This window comes from Aerococcus urinaeequi (genome assembly GCF_001543205.1).
In the GTDB taxonomy this organism is placed as follows: Bacteria; Bacillota; Bacilli; order Lactobacillales; family Aerococcaceae; genus Aerococcus; species Aerococcus urinaeequi.
In genome coordinates this window covers 1,679,219-1,695,534 of the sequence record NZ_CP014162.1, presented here as the reverse complement: position 1 = coordinate 1,695,534, position 16,316 = coordinate 1,679,219, and the positions used below count along the sequence as shown (strand labels likewise).

Annotated in this window: 15 protein-coding genes; 1 reads left to right on the top strand and 14 read right to left on the bottom strand. The window is 41.4% G+C overall.

Going from position 1 to position 16,316, the window contains the following annotated elements; all coding sequences use genetic code 11:
- Positions 1-23 precede the first annotated feature (23 nt).
- Positions 24-1,022 carry an NAD(P)/FAD-dependent oxidoreductase gene (locus AWM74_RS07790; protein ID WP_026465317.1) on the top strand — a complete coding sequence of 333 codons (999 nt, stop codon included), beginning with the start codon at positions 24-26 and terminating at the stop codon, positions 1,020-1,022.
- Positions 1,023-1,115: 93 nt separating this feature from the next.
- On the opposite strand, the gene AWM74_RS07785 is transcribed toward AWM74_RS07790, so the two are convergent.
- The 14 genes from AWM74_RS07785 to AWM74_RS07720 all read right to left on the bottom strand — a co-directional run bounded on the left by AWM74_RS07785 (position 1,116) and on the right by AWM74_RS07720 (position 16,309).
- Positions 1,116-1,790 carry a TIGR01906 family membrane protein gene (locus AWM74_RS07785; RefSeq protein WP_026465318.1) on the bottom strand — a complete coding sequence of 225 codons (675 nt, stop codon included), beginning with the start codon at positions 1,788-1,790 and terminating at the stop codon, positions 1,116-1,118.
- Entirely contained in the window at positions 1,765-2,574 is an 810-nt protein-coding gene (locus AWM74_RS07780; RefSeq protein ID WP_016897575.1) for an HAD-IIA family hydrolase, read from the bottom strand. The genes AWM74_RS07785 and AWM74_RS07780 overlap by 26 nt, the downstream gene beginning before the upstream one ends.
- Entirely contained in the window at positions 2,575-3,294 is a 720-nt protein-coding gene (locus tag AWM74_RS07775) for a YutD family protein (protein ID WP_026465319.1), read from the bottom strand.
- Positions 3,295-3,336: 42 nt separating this feature from the next.
- A complete protein-coding gene (locus tag AWM74_RS07770) occupies positions 3,337-4,770 on the bottom strand; it encodes a bifunctional metallophosphatase/5'-nucleotidase (protein WP_026465320.1) in 1,434 nt (477 codons plus the stop codon).
- Positions 4,771-5,042: 272 nt separating this feature from the next.
- Positions 5,043-5,504: a MarR family winged helix-turn-helix transcriptional regulator gene (locus tag AWM74_RS07765; RefSeq protein ID WP_003143404.1), complete on the bottom strand. Its 462-nt coding sequence runs from the start codon at positions 5,502-5,504 to the stop codon at positions 5,043-5,045.
- A gap of 111 nt (positions 5,505-5,615) precedes the next feature.
- Positions 5,616-6,287 carry an endonuclease III gene (gene nth, locus AWM74_RS07760; RefSeq protein WP_050857385.1) on the bottom strand — a complete coding sequence of 224 codons (672 nt, stop codon included), beginning with the start codon at positions 6,285-6,287 and terminating at the stop codon, positions 5,616-5,618.
- A 22-nt stretch (positions 6,288-6,309) separates the two neighbouring features.
- Positions 6,310-6,957 (bottom strand): DnaD domain protein, encoded by a 648-nt coding sequence (locus tag AWM74_RS07755; protein WP_026465321.1) that lies wholly within the window; start codon positions 6,955-6,957, stop codon positions 6,310-6,312.
- Positions 6,958-7,144: 187 nt separating this feature from the next.
- Entirely contained in the window at positions 7,145-8,341 is a 1,197-nt protein-coding gene (locus AWM74_RS07750) for a pyridoxal phosphate-dependent aminotransferase (protein ID WP_026465322.1), read from the bottom strand.
- Between the two features lie 13 nt (positions 8,342-8,354).
- The gene (locus AWM74_RS07745) at positions 8,355-8,828 is read right to left on the bottom strand and encodes a cell wall elongation regulator TseB-like domain-containing protein (protein WP_026465323.1); all 474 of its coding nucleotides are present in this window, start codon (positions 8,826-8,828) and stop codon (positions 8,355-8,357) included.
- A gap of 39 nt (positions 8,829-8,867) precedes the next feature.
- Positions 8,868-11,732 (bottom strand): exonuclease domain-containing protein, encoded by a 2,865-nt coding sequence (locus AWM74_RS07740; protein WP_026465324.1) that lies wholly within the window; start codon positions 11,730-11,732, stop codon positions 8,868-8,870.
- Positions 11,733-11,751: 19 nt separating this feature from the next.
- Positions 11,752-13,032, bottom strand: a complete 1,281-nt coding sequence (locus tag AWM74_RS07735; RefSeq protein WP_026465325.1) for a CCA tRNA nucleotidyltransferase — start codon at positions 13,030-13,032, stop codon at positions 11,752-11,754.
- Positions 13,025-13,816, bottom strand: a complete 792-nt coding sequence (dapB, locus tag AWM74_RS07730) for a 4-hydroxy-tetrahydrodipicolinate reductase (protein ID WP_026465326.1) — start codon at positions 13,814-13,816, stop codon at positions 13,025-13,027. Before dapB ends, AWM74_RS07735 begins: the two co-directional genes overlap by 8 nt.
- 68 nt (positions 13,817-13,884) lie before the next feature.
- On the bottom strand, positions 13,885-15,180 hold the full coding sequence (locus AWM74_RS07725; protein ID WP_026465327.1) for a tetratricopeptide repeat protein: 1,296 nt from the start codon (positions 15,178-15,180) through the stop codon (positions 13,885-13,887).
- Between the two features lie 166 nt (positions 15,181-15,346).
- Positions 15,347-16,309 carry an FAD:protein FMN transferase gene (locus AWM74_RS07720; RefSeq protein ID WP_335338828.1) on the bottom strand — a complete coding sequence of 321 codons (963 nt, stop codon included), beginning with the start codon at positions 16,307-16,309 and terminating at the stop codon, positions 15,347-15,349.
- Positions 16,310-16,316: the final 7 nt, after the last annotated feature.

Here is a 16,316-nt window from a genome sequence, read left to right as displayed (position 1 = left end):
AACCCAATTAGAAAGAGATCACAATGACAAATAACAGAACGGACCTCCTGATTGTAGGGGCCGGTCCAGTAGGTTTATTTACCGCCTTTTACGCAGGTATGCGCAACCTAAGTGTCCGCTTAGTAGACTCATTACCTGAAATCGGTGGTCAACCAAAAGCCTTATATCCTGAAAAAAATATATTCGATATTCCAGCATACCCAAAAATAACCGGTCACGAATTAAGCCAAGTCTTACAAGCACAATTGCACCGGTTTTCTACTACTACAGATATTCATCTAAACGAAAAAGTTCTAAATATTCAAAAAAATGACCAAGACTTTACGATTCAAACAAGCGAGTCGACCTATACAGCGGGTGCAGTCATTATCGCTGCCGGCAATGGTTCCTTTAAACCTCGAAAAATAGCGATTGCTGGCCTTTCTGACTATGAAGATCAGCATATTTCATACCATGTATCAGACTTTATTAAATACACAGGTAAAGAAGTTGCGGTCCTTGGTGGTGGTGACTCAGCCTTTGATGCCAGTTTGGCTTTAGCTGACCATGCTAAAAAAGTCTACTTGGTTCATCGTCGCGACCGTTTTCGTGCCCATGAATATTCAGTTAGCTTAGCTGAACAAACAGCCAATATTGAATTCGTTACCCCCTATGTACCAAAAATACTTCTTGGTAAAGACGGATTCTTGACTGGCTTAGAAGTTACCAAGGCTCGTAGTCAAGAAAGTCGGATACTACCTGTTGAACATATCTTTATGACCTATGGTTTTGTATCCTCAATCGATGAAATTAGAAATTGGGGTCTTGAAATTGAGAATGAATCTATCCAAGTAGACCATAACATGCAAACCAATATTCCCGGTATCTATGCAGTTGGTGATATAGCTAATTACCCGCATAAAGCCAAATTGATTGCAACTGGTTTTGGCGAAGCGCCACATGTCATTAATCAAGCGGCCCATTACTTATTCCCCGACCGTCAGGTTGCTCCACTACATTCGACATCTATGTTTACAGACTGATGTTGGTATGACTTGCAGTTTTAAAATACATAAATCAATAAAGCAAAAAAACCAGCCCAAAAGTGCTTGTTACAGCCTCTTTTGGGTTGGTTTTTATATACCTAAGATTTGACGGTTGAAGTCCTTTTTCCCGATACGATAAACCCATTCAATAGCGAGTTGCAAGATCAAAAAGACAGAAACAAAGCATAATAAGAAGAAGGATTCATGGAGTACGAGAATAATAGGATCTGTGGCTGGGTTAAATAACCAGGCGTCGTTATTAAAGGCTATTTCATGAAATGCAATAAAAATAGTGTTGAAATTAAAAACGAGTAAGATGATTACAATGATTGGAAGCCATCTCAGTTTCTTGAAGGGCCAGTATAGGCGCCACAAATTGTGGGTAACTTTCAATTTATGTAAGGAACAGAAGCCAATTAGGGCAGAAATCGCCATCACACCATAATTTAAATAAAATAAGTGCTTCACTTCCATAAAATGAAAGGCTGCTGAAGATGAGGTTGGAAAGTCTGACATAGATAAGGTATCTATCCAAGGAAAATTCAGATAGGCTAGCAGTTGTAAGTAGTTGTCAACAACTGTCCAAAAGGATAAATCGACGGTTTCAAAAGATTTTGAAAACCACAGGGACCCCATGAATAAGGGGACATTGGCGATGGTAACTGTGATAGCCAATGTAATAAAAAATATCAATAAGGCAAGAATCTCTATCCATAATCGTATTTTATTTAAATGTCGACTACCATGTCGATAATAGTGCTTCATAATTTTCCACCACCAATGTTGGCATCACGCCAAATTCTTCTAGATGATCTCTTGTATGTACCCCTGTTTCAATAAATATCGAATCAATACCAGCATTTTCTGCTGCTGATATATCTGTCATTAAGTTGTCACCTAAAAATACGGCTTGGTCTTTGCTATAGCCCATCTTGGCTAAGGCACCTTCAATAATTAAGGCATTTGGTTTTCCGCAAACTATTGGGTGAACCCGTGTGGCGGCAGTGATTACTTGACCTATGGCACCAGCACCGGGCACAAATCCTCGGCTTGAAGGGAATTGTACATCTGGGTTGGTGAGATAGAAAGCAGCCCCTCTTTGAACTGCAATCGAGGCTTCAATGAATTGTGGATACGTCACTTCTTGGTCAAGGCCAACGATCACCACATCGCACGGGTCCTGGTCGACGTTTTGAGTCAATTCAAATCCTGCGTCCACTACTTCATCTTTTAAGTAATCCATTCCGATGACATAGGCTTTGCCTGTTTCTTTTGTCAGCTTGCCAGATGTTAAATCTTCAGCAAGGATAAAGCGCAAAGTATCCACTGAGGTGTAGAAATGTTTACCCTCAACATTTAAGCCCGTAATTTTATTTAAATTATCTGCTGCTGCCTGGTGTTTACGCATGGCATTGTTGGTCACAAACATAAATGGGATATTATCTCCAATCAAGCGCTCAATAAAGTCCTTCGCACCCGCTATCGGTTGACCGCCGCGGTACATAGTACCATCTAAATCAATTAAGAAAACCTTATCTTGTAGATCCATCTATGCTTTATCCCCCTTTTCCTTGATACTAAAAGAATGTTGACGTTTAGTGACGACTTTTCGCTTCACAGGTTTTTGTTTTTGGGTATTTTTATTCGACTCTTTATTTTGTGAGATTGAGAAAGATGGCCCTTTAGTACTTTCAAGCTTCTTGTTTGACCGTCGCTGTTTGTGTTTCTCTTTATTTTGGTTTGGCCCAGACGATTTATGTCGGTTGTCTGCTTTGTTCCCTTGGTAAGATTTCCGACTCGCTGACCTTTGTGATTGGTTTTTATTTTGTTTACTTCTTGAAGATTCTTGGTTTTGGTGTTTTTGTTGAGTCCAAAAGGCTTCGTTTCGTTTTTGAATTTCTTCTCCAGTACGTTCATGCAATAGCACAAAATAAGCGGCCCCAAAACTCCCATATTCTAGTAAGTAATCAGGTAAATGCTTGATTTTTTGCTCTAATGAGCCAATTTTTGCATCATCAGCAAAGAAGCCCTTCAACCGTAATTGTTCATAAGACCAGTCTCCCACGACAAAGTCATAAATATCTAAAATATCCATATACCGGTCAGCCAACGCTTCAATATCTAAAGCATCCCGGTAATTATCTACAAGCACAAATGATTGCCCGTTAATTTCTAAGGTCTCTTGACTCGTACGTTTAATTTGCGCAACGGGATAATTTAAACTCGCCCGTTGTTCTCTTAATTCTTCTTGTTTCTTACGACTTAACATGTCATACCTCCTTACGCCTTATGCGCCTATGAATGCATATAGCTATTCATCGCGACTACTGGCTTGCTGAATCTTATCCGCAATGAGTTCTCGTATAAAGGGTTGTCCCCATAAATAATGTTTTTTATTGATTAGTTCCGTGAAAAAAGGCAAATACAATAGGTGGTCAATTGTAATGATTTTCAAAGGTTGATCTGGTGCAAGCTGGTCTAATTTTACATTGTCTAAGACCATTAATTGCCCAAAAATTCGCCCTCTGAATCCAGATCCTTTAATCGGCATAGCTTGTAAATCCGGTCTGAGCGTTGTAATTTGCGGGTATATTTGATCCAAATATTCTGAAACTGTACACTCGACCACCATAAAGCGAATAGGATGTGGTAGTGCCTTATGCAAATCATATTTGGATACTGGCCCAGCAGGCAATCCTTGTAGAAATAAGCCCGAATTAATCATAGCAATATCTGCACCACTGGCTGCTTTCATGGCCAATAAGGTGTCGTATTGTAAGAGTGAAAAATGATTCTCATCCGCTGTTAAAGTGATAGGTAATTGGCCAACGATTTGGTTTTTCAATTGGCTTTCGCCCTCTTCTAACCACCTATTTACCTTGTTATAGTCTTCATCGTAGGCAGAAATGCGGTCAGAAGCGATCAATTCTTCGTGCAATTTGAAATAGCGTGCATAATCGATAATCGGGTTAGCTTGTTGCGCATCTGTTGCCATTTTGCCAGGGGTATATAAATGCCCTTCATCTTTATTAATTTCAAGGGTTAGATGGCCCATAAATTGCCCGTATTTACCGCCACCAGTTAATAGTGTGTGGCCGACCCACTCGCCTTTTGGTAAAACGTGGTGGGTGTGGGCACCGAAAATAGCCAAGATTTCTGGAAATTGCTCAGCGATTTGGCGGTCTGCTGGTAAACCGAGATGACTCAGTAGCAGAATACCATCAAAAGTTTCATTTGCCTTGATGTCCTTTAATACACGTGCGATGCTCAAGAGTGGATCAATCGGGGCCCAGCCAACTACGCTATAAGAAATTTCGAATGGGGCCGTCATGCCAAATACCGCAAACCGACTGCCCTGATTGGTTTGAATCATGGTGTAGTCTTGGGTATATTTGGGTGGTAGGCCACTTTCTTTATCGAAAATATTGCCTAAAACAACCGGAAAATCAGCCTGTTCATACAGGTTGTCTAGGATATCATGCTGACTTCCAATCCCTTCGTTGTTGCCAATTGTCGCAACATCTACCCCAATTTCATTCATCAAGATTATCATATTTTGCCCCTGACTAGCTTCTGTTAAAGGATGTTGGCGATCAACTGCATCACCTATATCAAAAAGAAAATGGGCTTCGCCTTCACTTCGATGTTTATCCGCTTGTGTTTGATAATAACGTAAAAATTTTGGCCAGTTCTCCAGGTGAGAATGCCAGTCATTTGTATGATAAAAATGAATTATTTCCTTCATATCAACACCCCAATCATTCTGTATAATCATATCATATTCGTACACTTTTCAACATGTGAAAATCTTGGCCAAGCTTACCAATAATCGATGACGAGAAAAAAAGGAGAAGCTATCACATAGATAAACTTCTCCATATAAAATCCTATTAGTTCTAATATCAGGTTAGAAAAGTCAAACTCTTCCGATGCTTCCCAATATACGCCAAATACTCACAAGTAATTGTTCGGCTTTTGGTCCAGCACGTTTAGTCTTAACGACTTTTTTCACACCTCTTATTTTTCTAGCATTTTTTGGGCTGTAAAGCCTAGTTTTTTGGTTAAATGAATAAACGTTTCTACATCTTCAGCGCTAAATTCTTGGAACATATCAGCGATTAATTGACTATGTCCAGGGAAAACTTCTGCCATTTTCTCGCGGCCTAGTTTTGTGATTTTAGCATAGATCACTCGACGGTCTTCAGGATTATGCGTACGTTCAACAAAACCCTTATCCTCTAAGCGATCAATCACATAAGTTAAGCTTGATGATGGAATCAGGATCCGTTTACCAATTTGTTGGATGGGTTGTTGACCACGATTATATAGTAACTCTAAGACTGTAAACTCGTTTTCACTTAAACCTTTCTTACGCATATCTTTTTTAAGCACTTCAAGGATGTATTGACTCCCTTTTAAGTGGACACGTAAGGCATGTAAACTTTCAGCTGTTTGCGTCCCGTCATGTTCTGCAGGCATGTTTTCACCTTCTCTTTCATTTGCTTGTTCATAAATATACCCAACTTCAAAATATTAATCAAGTGACGTTCTGTAACTAACAGGCTCTTTTGGCCTTCAAAAATCCGATATTTATTTGAGCTTTCGACATTCACAGAAAGTAATCCTCGGGTCAGATGCACATTTAGGATTACGGGCAGTGCAGTATTCTCGGCCAAAATAAATGAATTGGTGGTGGGCATCTCGCCATCTTTCTTTAGGGATTTTCGCCATCAAGGTTTCTTCCGTTTGTCTAACGCTGGCATCCGGGTCGACAATGCCCATCCGCTTGGTCACCCGTTCAACGTGGGTATCGACCGCGATTGTCGGGATCCCAAAGGCTTCACTTAAGACGACGTTGGCTGTTTTCCGACCAACACCAGGTAATTGTATCAATTCTTCCCGGGTTTTGGGTACCTGTCCATTGAATTCGTCGCGAAGTATGATGGCTGTCTTCTTCATATTCTTGGCCTTGTTATGGTAAAGACCAATCGTTTTTATATAGGATTCTAAATCTGCTAAGTCCGCTTCAGCCATATGGTCTGGGTCCGGATACTTAGCAAATAAGTCGGGCGTCACTTTATTGACCGCCACATCAGTCGTTTGCGCGGACATCAGAACCGCTATCACTAATTGGAATGGGGTTTGATAGTCCAACATGGTTTTTGGGTTGGGGTATAGTTTATCTAACTCATCTAGGATAGCGATTGTTTCTGCTTTGGTTTTTAAAGGTAATTCAGTCACAGCTAAGCCCTCCTCTTCCATATTTAATGATTTTTCTGAAAAATTATTTATTTAGCCATTTGGTGACTGGCACCGGTGGGAGGTCTTGGGTTTGCGCTTTTTGCTTGCTGAAACCTGCTGAATCATTCGCTTGAGTCTGTTTACGTTTAGACCAGTTTAATAAGATCCGGTCCATATAATTCAAGGAATAGACATTGTTTAAGACGGATTCCTTCAAGGCTTCCTTGACGACGTCCGGGTCATAATCGTCTTTCTTGAACCAATCACTAATCTTTTGGTATTCAATTGGCGATAATTGACGACCAAACTCGACTTGAATCATGTCGAACACTTCGCCCTCTTTAGTGGCTTTAGCCTCTTTAAATCGTTCACTTTCGTCTACTTTATCCAATTGTATGATTTTTTGGTAGAGAGGATCCAAGGAATAATACTCAACCGATTTACCTTGATCATTCTTATAAGAGGGGATACTTAGAAAGCCTCGTTCAATTAAAGACTGGATCATGTCATAAAGTTGTTGGTCTTTTACATTCATCCGCCGACCAATCAGGGAAATAGCTGGAAAGTCTTCACCTGCTTGTTGGAAAGTTAAAAAGTGGATTAAAAGCATCATTTCTTCATTTGAGATGTTCAACCGGTGGTATGATTCTAAAATACGGTTGCGTAGGACTGTATAGTATTCTCTTTGCATGCGGCACCCTCCTTTTATCGTTTTACTTGCTTATCTATTTCATCTACCGTCGTGTTATTCATTTCTTGAAAAATAACCGGTCCGGTCCGCTGGGTTGCTATCAGGTCTATTATAATACAAAAAAGTTAGGTCTATAAAGTAACCTAACTTTTTTTATGCGTATTTTATCAGATAAAAATTGCCTCTATTATTTAGCCATTTTCCCTTGGACAAATTCACGGATACGTTTCATGGCTTCTGCAAATGTTTCTTCGTTGGTTGCGTATGAAAAACGAATATGGTCTGCCTTTCCAAAGGCCACACCAGGCACACCAACAACATGTGCTTCATCGATGAAGGCATTGGCTAAGTCAGTTACTGATTCATAGCCACATAATCTAGCAGTTTCAGTTGCATCTGGGAATAGGTAAAATGCCCCTTGCGGTTTGAAATCTAACCTAAAGCCCGGAATCGTTAATACTTCTTCGTAGGCCGCATTTAGGCGGTTTTCAAATTCTTTACGCATGGCTTCAACGGCCTCTTCACGAGGACCAGTTAAGGCGGCTAAGGCTGCAAATTGACTGATACCTGCTGGGTTTGAGTTGATTTGACTAGCCAATTTAGCAAAAGCACCAACATATTTGTTGTCCGCTAAGGCATAGCCTAAACGCCAACCTGTCATCGCATAGGCTTTTGAGAAACCATTAATCACGATGGTATTTTCTTTAACTTCCGGTGAAATAGCTGCAATCGATTGTGATTGATGGCCGTTGTAGACTAAACGGTAGTATATTTCATCGGCAACCACTAGGATGTTGTGGTCTAAACAGTATTGGGCTACTGCGCGGGCGTCTTCTTCACTCATAATCGCCCCTGTTGGGTTTGACGGTGTATTTAAGACTAGTAATTTTGTTTTGTCAGTCACATGTTGGTCTAACAATTCTGGGGTGATTCTAAAGTTATCACTTGATGATGTTTCAAAAATCACTGGTACCCCGTCTGCCATCTTCACTTGATCCACATAGCTCACCCAGTAAGGTGCTGGGATTAAGACTTCATCCCCCTCGTTTAAAAGGGATTGGAAAGTGTAATAAAGGACCATCTTCGCCCCATCGGCAATAAAGACTTGATCTAACGTGTAGTTGACCTTATCATATTCAGCATGATAGTCAATGATGGCTTGCTTTAAAGCTGTAATCCCAGTTGAATCGGTGTAATGGTGACCGCGCCCTGCAGACATATCCTCTTTTACTTGTTCTAGGATATAGTTTGGGGTGTTAAAATCTGGTTCCCCTACTGCTAGTGAGATGACGTCAATTCCTTGTGCTTGTAGTGCACGAGCCTTAGCTGCAGCAGCTGATGTTTGTGACCCCTGCATTTTTTTAATTCTATTTGCTAATTCCATAGCCTCATTCCTCCTATAAGTCGTTGATGGTTTCGTACCATTCACCAGTTGTTGCATTGATGTAATGGTAGCCAAGACGGCCGTCTGAATCTGTGAATGAAACTTCCCACACGAATGTATCGTTTTCGATACCGAGGTTGGCTGTTCTTACATTGACATCAGGCATTTCGTATCTTGTCAGTGAAAAGGCATTATCTTCGTTAACCATCTCATCTACAAAGCCCATTTTCTGGTAATCAGTATCGGGTTGGTAGGCAAAATAAACTTGGCGCCCTTCACTGTTTTCGCCCATAACGGCATAATACGTTTCATCTTTGTTAAATACATAAAAATCAGTGATATTGGTTAAGCCAGCATCCTTTGCGACTTTCGTCGTTTCTGCTTCTGCACTAGCCACCATTTGTTGCGAATTCGCGTAAATATAGGTGGACCCTACCAAATAAATCACCATTACGGCGATCAAAATGGAAAATAATTTGCGTTTCATGATCTCTTGCCCCTTTTGTAGGTCTATTCTAACATATTTTTAATCTATCTGCTTCAATTCCTGAAGTTTTACCGTCTGCATGTTTAGAGCATCCGGCATCACATCAGCAATTTGGTCAGCATAGGCTGCCTTTTCTAACCGCTTATCGAGTGAGATAAAGATCGCATCTTGGCTACCCGACGCGGCCATCCGGCCAAAGATTTGCGTTAGATTCATTAACATATCCGGTAAAGCCACATCATCAAAATAGTTATCGCCCAGTGATTTTAGATAATCTTGCTTGGCCAATTCATCCGGCGTATCTGGCGCTGAAAATGGCAGTCTGGTTAGGACAAAGGCGTCCGTTTTGGCATTGAGATGGACCCCTTCTTGGAAACTAGCCACAGCGAATAAAATGGCTCGTGAACTGTCTTCATACTGACGGGCTAACCGGTCTAGATTGCGTTGATTGTTTTGAACAATCAGGTTGCCATAGTCAGACCGAGTCATCCGCTGCTTCATTTCAAATTGCGTTGCCCGCATCAAAGACCTAGACTGGAAGAAGACTTGGATTTTCCGCATAGTTTTGCGATTGGTCCATAGGGTTTCCACCAAATCAGCAATCACCATAGCAGCCTGGTCTTCATTGTATTTGTCGATAGAGAGAAAATCTTTCAGGTAATAGCCACGAACTTGATGGTTCCGCCCTTGGACAAATTGCTGGGTGTACGAATCTTCCATGAAAGAATACCAGGCAAAGTCCTCGATACCAAATAATGACTGGATCATATTTTTAGACCGGACGATTTCAAGTGACGCCGATACCAATAACATTTTGCATGGAATCGCTTGGAAAATAGCCGCTAAATGAGACTGACTGGTGTACAATTTGCGGTCAATGGTCACTTGGACATTGTGTTTGCCGAAGTTGACTTGTAAGTCCGCATAATAATTTTCACTTGATTTAGTTGTTTCTAGCCAGATTTGAATTGCGTAATCGTACTGGTTTAACTGGCCAAGTATTTGCTGGTAGGCCCGCTTGGTCAAAATTTCCATTTGGTATAGCTGTCTCGCAATGACCTTCAATGGTGACACCATCTTAGACATGGCTGTAACCGCCTTTTGGGCCGACTCACGCCAATTGGCTACTAGATAATAGTCATGTGCAATATAATAGGATTTTTGCGCCGTATGCCGTTGGTAGTAAGACTTGGTTTGGAATCTATCTGAAATTTGATCGATAAACCGGTCTAAATTGCCCCAGGCTTCCTGTAAATTTTTCTCCACATGGTAGAGTTTGTCGACTGCCTGGATTTTCACATTGTTGGTGACTACCTTGTCCATCAACCGATGCACCGTTCGTTCCATCGCCGTTAAAGTTTCCTCCACCTCTTTCGATTGGAAGGTCTTTATCTGTTGTTGATGGACGGTGACTGGTAATTGATGGCATTCATCAATAATGACCTTAGCTTCTTCTGTCAAAATAGCTTGGTCAATTAAATCTTGGTAATGGTAGACAAAGTAAGCGTGGTTTAAAATCACGATATCTGCAGATTTGGCTTCCGTCACATGTCGTTCATAGAAAGCATAATCTGCCCACCGTTGAATTTCATCATTTCGGCTGCCTTTTGATTGGCGATTGACATTTTGCCAGTAAAGCTCATTATTTAAGCCAGGATTCAGTTCATGCAAGTCACCTGTTTCAGTTTCATGCAACCAGACAAAAAGTGCCACTGAAATTAAGACATCTCGTTTTAAGGCCGATTCTGGATGTTGCTTTAACTGTTGGATGTATTTCTGCAATTTCGTCAACTGGATAAAGTGGTTTTGTCCTTTTAAAATCACGGTTTTCAAAGGTTTGCCTAATAGGTTGGCCGCTAATTGGACCGTTTTATCCAAGAACTGGTGCTGTAAGATCACTGTTGAGGTTGAAATGACCACTTGAGTTTGCCCGTTATTTACCCCAGACTTAGCCCCAGTTTGTTGACTAGCCGTATCATCAGCTGATAAGGCCGATACCACGTAGGCCAAGGATTTTCCAACGCCTGCATTGGCCGTTAAAAAGGCGTATTTAGGTGTTTTATTCGTGTCTGTAGAAGTGGTCGCTTGTTCATAGAAAAATGGTGCTACATCTTTGACCATGATCTTTTGAAAGGGAGCTAAGCTTACCCCGTGATTGGCTTCAATCACCTTTAAATCACCAGCTTGTAAATAGCTAGCTTCTTTTGTCCCAAAGCCAGCAGGAAAAATATGAAAATTGGCTGATTTTGGATTCAAGACAAATGGCGCGATGTATTCGTAAGGACGTTTGGCCCCCTTGTGGTCTTTAAACCATAAGGCCATGTAGTCGCCGGTTTGCCCGATAAAATAATGTAAGAATGGCTGAAGCTGGGCGAATAACTCGACTGGCATGGTGGCTACTTTTTCCTGACACATAATCAAAATATGGGCGGTTGCCACTGCATCATCAATGGCCGTATGGGCATTTTCAAGTTGGATGCCGTGGGCTAGACAGAATTCACCAAGTTTATAGGAATCTGCCGTTGGGAAAAGGGTCCGCACCATTTCCACAGTATCTACCCGGTCATGGGTCATAGCCGGGTAGCCGTGAGCTTGGAAGCTCTTGTCTAAAAATTTGTAATCAAAGCCAATATTATGGGCAACAATGACCGTGTTGGACAGCTTTTGCCAAAGGAATTCTGCAACTGCTTCAAACTTTGGCGCCCGCTTGACTTGTTCATTAGTAATCCCGGTCAACTTGGTAATTTCACGTGGAATTTCTTGGTTAGGAAAGATATCCGTAGCAAATTGATCCACAACCTGCCCGTTCTGAACAAAGGCCACCCCAATTTGAATAATGCGGTCACCGTTATCATATGTAGATCCTGTTGTTTCTAAGTCCAGAACCGCATAAGTGGTTGTCACTTCTAACACCTTCCTACAATTAAATTTCGTTTATTTGATCATGATGGGTATCTAGATAAGCCAATAAAGCCGCTCGGTCATTCACCACATCTTGGGCCACAACAGCTTGCTCTAAAAACTGTAGCATTTGGCCTATAGCCCGTTTATTTTCTGGATTGATTTCTTGAATAATATCTTGACCATTGATAGCTAAATCACGTAATGATTGAATCGGTAGTTGGTCAAATAAGTCCTGAACAGCTTGGACTTTTGGCTGTTTGAAAACAGCTTTAAATCCTTCTTGACCAGCTGCTTGCTGTGCTTCGATAAAACCTTCCACTAAGACAAGTTGATCTCGTTCACGGCCGTATAAATCAACTAGGGTCCATTCAGCTGCTTGGGCCCGGTAAATCAAGATATCTAAGTAAGCAAGGATATCCTTTTGGGCTTTGTTAGACATTTTCCAAGTCTTGGTGAATTGGCGGACTTGCTGTTGAATGGCCGCCAAATCTTCCTTACCATTTCGTTCAAAGGCCCGCCAGAAAAATAAGGCCCAGGCAAAGCTTTCATTTGGGATTTGGACTTGGTCACTCGTATAACCTAGTAAATCTGTGAAAACAGCTTTGTAATCCGCTAAATAGGGTACATACTGAATTAAATCTGTTTCAAGAAAATAGTCTAATCCTTTGTGCCAATTGACACCAATCCACAGTTTATTCATTTCAACCGCAATTCGTTCAACTGCAATATGAACTAAAATCCCAGCGTTTTCAGCGATTGCTACTAGGGTTTCTGGCTCAATTTGAAAGTCAAGTTGACTAGCAAAGCGAACGCCTCGCATCATGCGGAGACCATCTTCATTAAAGCGGTCATGTGGATTACCCACAGCCCGGATAACTTGGTCTGCTAAATCCTTTTGCCCATGGAAATAATCCACTATCTTGTGGTCAGGATTCATGGCCAAGGCATTAATGGTAAAGTCACGGCGCAATAGGTCTTCTTCTAAGTTTTGAACAAAGGTTACCTTGTCCGGGCGACGGTAATCTTGATAGGTCGATTCGGTTCTAAAGGTAGTGATTTCATAGGTTTCACCTTCAAACCAGACCATAATCGTCCCATGATCTAAGCCCACATCAAAATGACGTGGGAACAGGGCTTGAACTTCAGCTGGATAGGCAGAGGTGGCAATATCCACATCATGGATGGGCAAGTTTAATAGCAAGTCCCGCACAGCCCCACCCACAAAGTAAGCCTCGTAGCCAGCCTCATTGAGGGTATGAATAATAGGTGCTGCTTTGGTAAATTCTTGGCTATTAGTCATCTAATAAGTGCTCCAAACCATAGATTAAACCGTCTAATTCGCCCACTTTTTCAACTGCCAATGCTACGCCGGGCATGTATGAGTTACGGTCGAATGAATCTTGACGGATAGTTAAGGCTTCCCCAACACCGCCGAATTGTACGATTTGGTGTGAGTTGTAGCCTGGTAAACGTAATGAATGGATGCGGATGCCGTGGAAATCAGCGCCACGTGCGCCTGGCATTGATTCTGTTTCATCTGGATGTCCAGAAACATGCTCACCGCGTGCTTCATAAATTAATTTAGCTGTTTTTTCGGCCGTACCACTTGGGGCATCCAATTTTTGATTGTGATGAATTTCAGTAATTTCTACGTCTGGTAAATATTTAGCCGCCTTAGCTGAGAAGACTTGCATCAATACTGACCCAATGGCGAAATTCGGTGCAATTAAACCACCCAATTTTTTTGCTTCAGATAAAGCCGTTAATTCTTCAATTTCTGCATCAGTAAAACCAGTTGTACCAACTACCGGGTGAATATTATGTTCAATATAGTATTTGGTATTTTGATAAGCTGCAGCTGGAATCGTAAAGTCGATGGCTACATCAATATCAACTTGGCTAATCGCATCTTGAATGCTTTCAAAAACTGGCGCCTTATCTGACCATTCAGCTACTCGGTCTGCTTGCTTGTTTAAATCATTATTGGCTAAAGCCACCAATTCAAATCCTTCATGGTTAATGACCATGTTGGCGGCTGTGGAACCCATTCTACCTAAAAATCCTGTTACTAATACGCGCATAATCCTGCCTCCTAAAATTCTCATTCACTATGGTTCATGTAATCTCACTCGTATGTATCCCCGTATTCTGATTAAAAACCTTCATTTTCAGCCAACCAATCTTGTAAACTTTCATAAACATCTTGGAAGTCTGGTCTTTGGGCTAAGTCACTTTGTTCTTTAAAGATTGCTTCAATTCGGCGCCAGTCCCCTGCTTCTCGTAAGAAATCGAAATAGTCATGTAAGAAGGACGTATCTTCTTTCAACTGTGGGTAAGCATCGGTGTAGGCTTGGTTAGCAAAGTCAAATTCTTCTAACTCTTGGAAGACTTTAGCCTTCATCCAAACATAACGGTCGAACTCGATCCCTTTTTCATCCATATCTTGAATCAAGGCTCGGGCTGTTCCGTAGTCCTCGTCATCAATCAATAATTGCAGTAGCAATACTAAAGCCTGGCCGTAGTCAGGATCGATATCTAAAGCCAATTCCAAAGCCTCTCGAGCCGTCTCCCGGTTTCCAATTTGTTGAGCAAATTCAGCCTTTTGGAAATACAAACGAGCTTCATATGGGTTCACCAAAATAGCCTTGTCGATCATCTCCAAAGCCCCATCATGGTCATGAAAGGCATTCTTCACTTGAGCAAAAACCGCTAGTAACCCGTCCGATAATTTATCGTCCTCATACAAGGCCTCTAAAATGGTATTGGCTTTTTCAAAGTTTTCTGTTTCCACATAATAGAAGGCTAATTGTTCTTGTTGCTCATCTGTCCGATCATTTTCAGGTGTCGCTTCAATTAATTCAATGGCTTCTTCAAAGTCCCCCGTTGCCGCCTTAGCATAAGCAAAATGGGCTTCAATAGTTTCAAATAAAGATTCCGGTGTCTCTTCAGACTGCAATAACCGCTCATATAACGGCAAGGCTTGTTGGAATTCACCCTGTTGGAACCGTAATTCCGCAATCCCATATAAAATCACCGGTTGGTTTGGCGCTAATTCCCGCGCTTCACTCAATTTGACCAAGGCCACTTCCGGCAAATTATACATTTGATAAGCATCCGCTTGTAGTAATAACGCATCCACATATAATGGTGATTCCAGCGTAATTTTCAGTAATTCATCAATCGATTCTTCCACTTGTCCATTATCTAGGGCTAACTCACCCTTCAATAAGATCCATGAATCTTCCTCAGGAAATCTGTTTTCTCCCACTGTATAAATCTCATTGGCATAATCCACAAAGCCTAATTGCGCCAGGCTGTATCCCGTTTGTGCCATGACTTGGGCATCTTCTTTTTCAAGCTGTCCTAAGATTTTTTCAAAAACCACATTGGCCTTTTCAATCTCATTTTGCTGTATATACGTAATAAATTCATTCACTAATTGGTCCAAAAGATCCAACCCCCTATACCTAGCCTATTTTAGCACAATTCACCAGGTAAAATCTTCCACCAGGGCTATAATTCCTCACCTTTTGAAAAAGAGTTACCGCCCCCCCACTGACAAGACTGTAATAAAAAAAGAAGTCCATTTTACTAGACTTCTCTTGAATCACAAATTAATAATAGGGACTTTCAACTTCATTAACCGGTGTGTAAAAGGGTTTAATCCCCTCGGTCAATACAACTTCCCCGTCTCTTGTGATAATGACCGCTTCCACCCCGCTAATAACAGATAATTTCGCCAATAAATCTTGACTGGTTAAATTAAAGTATAAAGACGTGTAAATCTCCCCAACCAAGGAAGACTTAGAGATGATGGTCAAGCCCGCCAGGTCATTGTCTACCGGATAACCCGTTTGCGAATCAAAAATATGGTGGTAGGTTTTGCCTTGGTATTCAAAATGCCGCTCATAAATACCAGAAGTCACCACCGACCCATCTTGAAATTGGATAATCCCGCGTAAATGGTTGCGACTTTGGTCAGGATCTTGGACCCCTACTCGCCAAAAACCACCAGGATTTTCAAGATGTGCGCCGACTAGTAATACATTCCCGCCCAAGTTAATCATGCCTGATTGGACACCTTGCTCAAGGAAATAATCTTTGATTAAGTCAGCAAAATATCCCTTAGCAACTGCCCCCAAGTCAATTTCCATTCCTTGTTTCGCTAAGTAAACTGTTTGTTTCGCATCATCTAAAATAATGTCTGCAGGGTGAGTAAGGGCTAACCGGTCTTGAATAGCCGCTTCACTTGGTAAATTAGCGCCCTTAAAACCAACCTGCCACAGCTTGATTAAAGGTCCGATTGCAATATTCAAACAAGCGTCTGAACGCAAAGAATAGTCTCTGCCAATGGCGATTAATTTGAATAAATCTGCGTCTACTTGTACAGGAGCCAGACCTGCCTTCGCATTAATCCGCATCAAAAGGCTGTCAGGATCATTTGCAGAAAACCGTTCTTCATAATCCAATAGGCAACGCTTGGCTTCAGTTAATAATACCTGGGCCTTATCATGGACAATAGCTAGACTGATGGTTGTCCCCATGGCTTTAAATACAATTTCTTCTATTATTTTCACCTTCTAT

Bases quoted from the DNA above. Each gene is read 5' to 3' on its own strand.
- AWM74_RS07790 (WP_026465317.1), top strand. From the start codon at position 24: ATGACAAATAACAGAACGGACCTCCTGATTGTAGGGGCCGGTCCAGTA.
- AWM74_RS07785 (WP_026465318.1), bottom strand. From the start codon at position 1,790: ATGAAGCACTATTATCGACATGGTAGTCGACATTTAAATAAAATACGA.
- AWM74_RS07780 (WP_016897575.1), bottom strand. From the start codon at position 2,574: ATGGATCTACAAGATAAGGTTTTCTTAATTGATTTAGATGGTACTATG.
- AWM74_RS07775 (WP_026465319.1), bottom strand. From the start codon at position 3,294: ATGTTAAGTCGTAAGAAACAAGAAGAATTAAGAGAACAACGGGCGAGT.
- AWM74_RS07770 (WP_026465320.1), bottom strand. From the start codon at position 4,770: ATGAAGGAAATAATTCATTTTTATCATACAAATGACTGGCATTCTCAC.
- AWM74_RS07765 (WP_003143404.1), bottom strand. From the start codon at position 5,504: ATGCCTGCAGAACATGACGGGACGCAAACAGCTGAAAGTTTACATGCC.
- nth (WP_050857385.1), bottom strand. From the start codon at position 6,287: ATGGAAGAGGAGGGCTTAGCTGTGACTGAATTACCTTTAAAAACCAAA.
- AWM74_RS07755 (WP_026465321.1), bottom strand. From the start codon at position 6,957: ATGCAAAGAGAATACTATACAGTCCTACGCAACCGTATTTTAGAATCA.
- AWM74_RS07750 (WP_026465322.1), bottom strand. From the start codon at position 8,341: ATGGAATTAGCAAATAGAATTAAAAAAATGCAGGGGTCACAAACATCA.
- AWM74_RS07745 (WP_026465323.1), bottom strand. From the start codon at position 8,828: ATGAAACGCAAATTATTTTCCATTTTGATCGCCGTAATGGTGATTTAT.
- AWM74_RS07735 (WP_026465325.1), bottom strand. From the start codon at position 13,032: ATGACTAATAGCCAAGAATTTACCAAAGCAGCACCTATTATTCATACC.